This is a genomic window from Kitasatospora sp. NPDC056783 (genome assembly GCF_042789895.1).
GTDB lineage: Bacteria > Actinomycetota > Actinomycetes > Streptomycetales > Streptomycetaceae > Kitasatospora.
This window is the reverse complement of the sequence record NZ_JBHUAF010000526.1, coordinates 1-4,684: the sequence shown is the minus strand read 5'-3', so window position 1 is coordinate 4,684 and position 4,684 is coordinate 1. Positions and strand designations below refer to the sequence as shown.

The window sequence follows — 4,684 nt, the reverse complement described above, 5'->3', positions numbered from 1 at the left end:
CTCCAGGACCGGATCCGGGCCGGCGGGCTGCCACTGCCCGGTCAACGGGCGGCCGTCCCCGACGCCTTCGCGCTCGCCTCCGGCCTGCTCGGCGCCCTCCCCGCCCAGGCATGGGCCGCCGAGGCCCGCGCCGCCCGGGAGGACGACCAGGCCGGCCCGTCCTCCCTCGCCGGACGCAGCACCGGCCTCGCCCGCCCCGTCCTTCCACCACAGCGCGGGGCCGCGCAGGATCCCCCGGCCCGGGAGGCGGCGGCCACGGCCGTCACCGAGGCCGGCGCCACTGCCGAGACCGGCCGGGCGGCCGACGCCACGACTCCCCCCGTGTCCGGCAGCGGGACGCCCGAGAGGGTGACCGCCGCCGACACCGCCGCGGCGACCGCCTCGGGCGACGGCTCCGCCACCGCGACCGCCGTCCTCGCCCCCATCGCCGCCGGACTGCTGCTCACCGGAGCTGCCCTGTGCAAGCATCGCGGGCTGCCGCGCGGGCACTGAAGAAGGGCATTGAAGAAGGACGCTGAAGACGGGCACCGAGCGCGGGCACCGAGCGGATCGGAGGCGGCCGACGACCCCCTACGCTCCGGTGGCCGCCGCCAGTTCCAGGACCAGCAGCGGGAGTTCGCGCCCCGGGATCGAGCCGGACGGGACGCCGCCGATCCGGGCGGCGCCCATCGCCAGGTAGAACGGCTCGGCGTTCGGATCGGATTCGATCAGGAACCGGCGCAGCCCGAGCGCCCCGGCGCGCTCCCGGGCCCGCTCGAACAGGGCCCGGCCGACGCCGCGACCGATCGACTCGGGCTCGACGAAGAGCTGGTCCAGCGACCCGGTCGGCGGCGTGCCGGAGAGCGCGGCGAACCCGAGCACCCGCCCGTCGTCCTCCGCGACCAGCGTGGCCGACCGCTCGATCGCCTCGGCGTCCACGGTCAGCTCCGCCCGGCAGGCGGCCATGAACGCCTCGTCGTAACCCCAGTACGCCTTGGCGCGCAGCGCGATGCCGGTGAGCAGCGCGGCCTCGTCCGGCCGGGCCGGTCTGATGTCCATGGTGTCTCCTCGGGTCGGCGGCCGGACGGCGGTGCCATTCTCGGCCGCGGTCCGGCCGTCCACCAACGGTTTCGGCCGGGCCCGGGATCCGGCGCGGTGCCCGGCCGACGGAAAGCCCGCGGCGCATCACCGGAACCCCGGACGAGGGGACCACCCCGTCACCGCGGCGCCACCGTCACCGCGGCGCCCACGTCAGCGGAACACCCCCGGCGGCGGTTCCGGGGAAGGCGCCGCGGTGGCGTCCGTCGCCGGGGTGGCGCCGGCCGCGAAGTCGGTGAGGGCGCGCCCGTGTTCGACCCGGGCGTGGGCGGCGTCGGAGGCGGCGCGGCGGGTGAGGTCGGCGGTCGGCAGCGGGATGTGGGCGGCCGCCAGGACGAGGTTGCCGAAGCGCTTGCCGCGCAGCACGGCGGGGTCGGCGATCAGGCACAGCTCGGGGAAGACCGCGCCGAGCGTGGCGACCTGGGAGCGGGCGAACGGCAGGGCGCCGCCGTCGGCGATGTTGGCGGTGTACCAGCCGCCGGGGGCGAGGGCGCGGGCGGCGAGGGCGGTGAACTCGACGGTGGTGCAGTGGGCCGGGGTGCGGGCCCCGGAGAAGACGTCGGTGATCACCAGGTCGACGCTGCCCTCCGGGGTGCGTTCCAGTACGGCGCGGGCGTCCGCGCCACGCACCTTGATCTGCCAGCCGCGCTCCAACGGCAGTTCGGTGCGGACGAGTTCGGTGAGTTCGGTGTCGATCTCGGCGACCTGCTGGCGGGAGCGCGGTCGGGTCGCCGCGACGTAGCGGGCCAGGGTGAGGGCGCCGCCGCCGAGGTGCAGGACGGTCAGCGGGCGGCCGGGCGGGGCGACCAGGTCGATCAGGTGGCCGAGCCGGCGCTGGTACTCGAAACCGAGGTGGGTGGGGTCGGCGAGGTCGACCAGGGACTGCGGGGCGCCGTCGATCAGCAGCGTCCAGGCGGCGGGACGGTCACGGTCGGGGCGCAGCTCGGCCAGGCCGGAGCCGACGGGACGGCTGAGCGGGCCCTGGGCGTGGCCGCGCCCGCCCGGTCCGGTGGTGGCCGCCGGTTCACTGCCGCGGGCGGCCCTGCTGCTTCGTCCCATGCCGGCCATTATCGCCGCCGAGGAGGGACACCCACAGGTCAGGGGCGTACGGCGGGGCCCGGCCGGAGGCTCCGGGGCCCGGCGCGGGTCCGTACGGCACGCCCGCTAGAACGGGCCGAGGCCGCCCGCGGTGAGCGTGCAGGCGGCCTCGCAGAGGGCGGAGCGGAGCACCCAGGCGTCGGTGGGGCGCGCGGTGCGGCCGGCGCCGGAGGGCGGGATCACCCAGCGCGGGTCGGCGGCGGCGGGCACCAGGGCGCCCGCCGTACAGGAGCTGCCCGGCAGGTGCCAGGTCTCCCAGGTGCCGGCCGGGACGAGGAAGGAGACGGTGCTGCCGTTGCGGCTCTGCAGGACGGCTCCGCAGGCGCGGCGGAGTCTCAGGATGTCGACGGCCTCCAGGCCGTGCCGCAGGGCGACGGTCACGGTGTCGCACGCGGTGACGAGGACGCTCTCGTCGGGGGCGGAGCGCTCGCGCCGGCGGCCGCCGCAGGACGTGCGGCCGCCCTGGACCGGGCCCCGGCCGGAGGCCCGGTCGTCGGCGGGTTCGGGGAGCAGAGCGGGAGCGGTGCCGGCGAGCACTCCCCCGGGGACGGGTCGGTACTTCGGCAGTCCGGTGGCCATCGGGGGCCCTCCTGTACCTCGGATCCGGAAGCGCAGCCGCGGGAAGGGGCCACCGGGCTGGGACGGGCCGGGGCGACGGCGTGGGCTTTTTCCTCGTACCAGGACAACGTGGCGGGCGCACCGCAGGCCACGGGGCGTCTTACAGCAAGGCATGGCATTTCATGGCGGATATCCCGCAACATCGCCCCTTTTGCCCGGGATTGACAGCAGTTGTCCCGCAAACCGACTGTGGCCAGGTGGTGACTCCGAGTACTCTCGGCGCCATGGCAGCCACCCCACCGGCCGAGCCGAACCGACCGTCCCCCAACACCGTGATGCGCGCGCTGCGCGGCGACCGCTCTCCGGGCGAGTTCGCCACGGCCGTCCGCAGGGCCGCCCGCGAGATCGGCGAGCACGTCTCCTGCGACGCCCGCTACGTCGGACGGGTCGAGTCCGGTGAGATCCGCTGCCCCAACTACGCCTACGAGCGGGTGTTCCGGCACATGTGGCCGGACCGCACGCTCGCCGACCTCGGCTTCACCCCCCGGGCCTCCGCCCGCCGCCGCCCGGCGGACGGCGGCGGTGGGCCGCCCCAACTGCCTACGCTCCACCCGACGTTCCCGTCCCCGCCCGCCCCCCGCTCACCACTCTCCACTCAACTCCCGTACGCTGCCTCGCCGTACGCGGATCCAACCGCTCCGGATGGGCCCCCGTGGCGGGGCCCCGGCACGGTGCCCCGGGGGCCCGATGGATCGCCCTATCTCGACGAGGAGAACGACGACGTGCGTCGCCGTACGTTCCTGGCCGGCGGCACCACCGCGCTGGCCGCCGTGATCGGCATCGACCGACCGGCCGCGGCCGCCGGTCAGCAGGCCGGCGCCGACGGCGCCTCCACCGCGCTCACCGGCCAAGGCGCCCTTCCCGGTGCGGAGTTCACCGCACCGTCACTGCTCGGCGCGGAGCCTCTGGTGCCCGGCAGGCCCTGGCCGGTGGCGCCGCTGCGCCGGGTCGGCGCCGCCGAGGTGCTCGGCGTCGAACAGGCCGTCCGGGAGATCCGGTTCGCCGACGACGCGCACGGCGCCGACGCCCTGTACGAGCTCGCCGGGCAGTCGCTGCGCAACGCGTACGTGCTGCTCAACGAGTGCGAGTACAGCCCCGAGACGGAGCGCAGACTCCAGGCCGGGGCGGGCGAACTCGCCATCTCGGTCGGCTGGTTGGCTCACGACTCGAACCGGCTCGCCGACGCCCGCTCGTTCTACGCCGAGGCGCTCGCCACCGCCCGGATGGCCGGCGATCCCGCACTGGAGGCGCACGTCTTCTGCAACAGCGCCTTCCTCGCCCGGGACGCCGGCCGCCCCCGCGAGGCACTGCGCGCCGCGCAGGCCGGGCAGGTCGCCGCCCAGGAGCTGGGCTCCGAACGGCTGCTCGCCCTGCTGACCATGCGTGAGGCCGGTGCCTGGGCGCTGCTCCAGGACCGCACCTCCTGCGAGCGCGCGCTCGGCCGGGCGTACGCGCTGTTCGACCGCGGGCCGGGCGAGCGGGACCCGGAGTGGATGTCCTTCTTCGGCGAGGCCGAGATCGCCGGCCTCCAGTCGCAGTGCTGGTCGGCGCTCGGCGACTGGGACCGCGCCAGCGAGCAGGCCGGGCTGGCGATAACGCTCCAGAAGCCGCACTTCGTCCGCAACCGGGTGCTGTACACCGCCGAGCTGGCCCACGACCGGCTCGGGCGCGGGGACCTGGCGGGCGCGGCGCACCACGGTTCGGCCGCCGTGGCGCTCTTCGGCGACGTCCGCTCGGCCCGGATCAGGGGCATGCTCGCGGACACCGCCGGACGGCTGCGCCCGCACGTCGTGGTGCCCGAGGTGCGCCGGTTCCTGACCGACTACGACCGGGCCACGGCCGCGTAGGACGCGTCCCGGGGTGCCCCGGGGAATCCCCGGGGCACCCCCGC

Annotated in this window: 4 protein-coding genes and 1 pseudogene; 2 read left to right on the top strand and 3 right to left on the bottom strand. The window is 76.4% G+C overall.

Going from position 1 to position 4,684, the window contains the following annotated elements; genetic code table 11:
• Positions 1–492: pseudogene (locus ACFRMQ_RS38425) on the top strand (hypothetical protein); the annotation flags it as partial.
• A 78-nt stretch (positions 493–570) separates the two neighbouring features.
• Here the strand turns inward: ACFRMQ_RS38425 and ACFRMQ_RS38420 are convergent.
• From ACFRMQ_RS38420 to ACFRMQ_RS38410, 3 genes are all read right to left on the bottom strand, one after another.
• The gene (locus ACFRMQ_RS38420; protein WP_380735525.1) at positions 571–1,038 is read right to left on the bottom strand and encodes a GNAT family N-acetyltransferase; all 468 of its coding nucleotides are present in this window, start codon (positions 1,036–1,038) and stop codon (positions 571–573) included.
• Positions 1,039–1,230: 192 nt separating this feature from the next.
• Positions 1,231–2,136: a spermidine synthase gene (locus tag ACFRMQ_RS38415; RefSeq protein ID WP_380735524.1), complete on the bottom strand. Its 906-nt coding sequence runs from the start codon at positions 2,134–2,136 to the stop codon at positions 1,231–1,233.
• A gap of 105 nt (positions 2,137–2,241) precedes the next feature.
• Positions 2,242–2,754 (bottom strand): hypothetical protein, encoded by a 513-nt coding sequence (locus ACFRMQ_RS38410; protein ID WP_380735523.1) that lies wholly within the window; start codon positions 2,752–2,754, stop codon positions 2,242–2,244.
• Positions 2,755–3,017: 263 nt separating this feature from the next.
• Here ACFRMQ_RS38410 and ACFRMQ_RS38405 point away from each other — a divergent pair, with 263 nt between their 5' ends.
• Positions 3,018–4,640 carry a tetratricopeptide repeat protein gene (locus ACFRMQ_RS38405; RefSeq protein WP_380735522.1) on the top strand — a complete coding sequence of 541 codons (1,623 nt, stop codon included), beginning with the start codon at positions 3,018–3,020 and terminating at the stop codon, positions 4,638–4,640.
• Positions 4,641–4,684 lie beyond the last annotated feature (44 nt).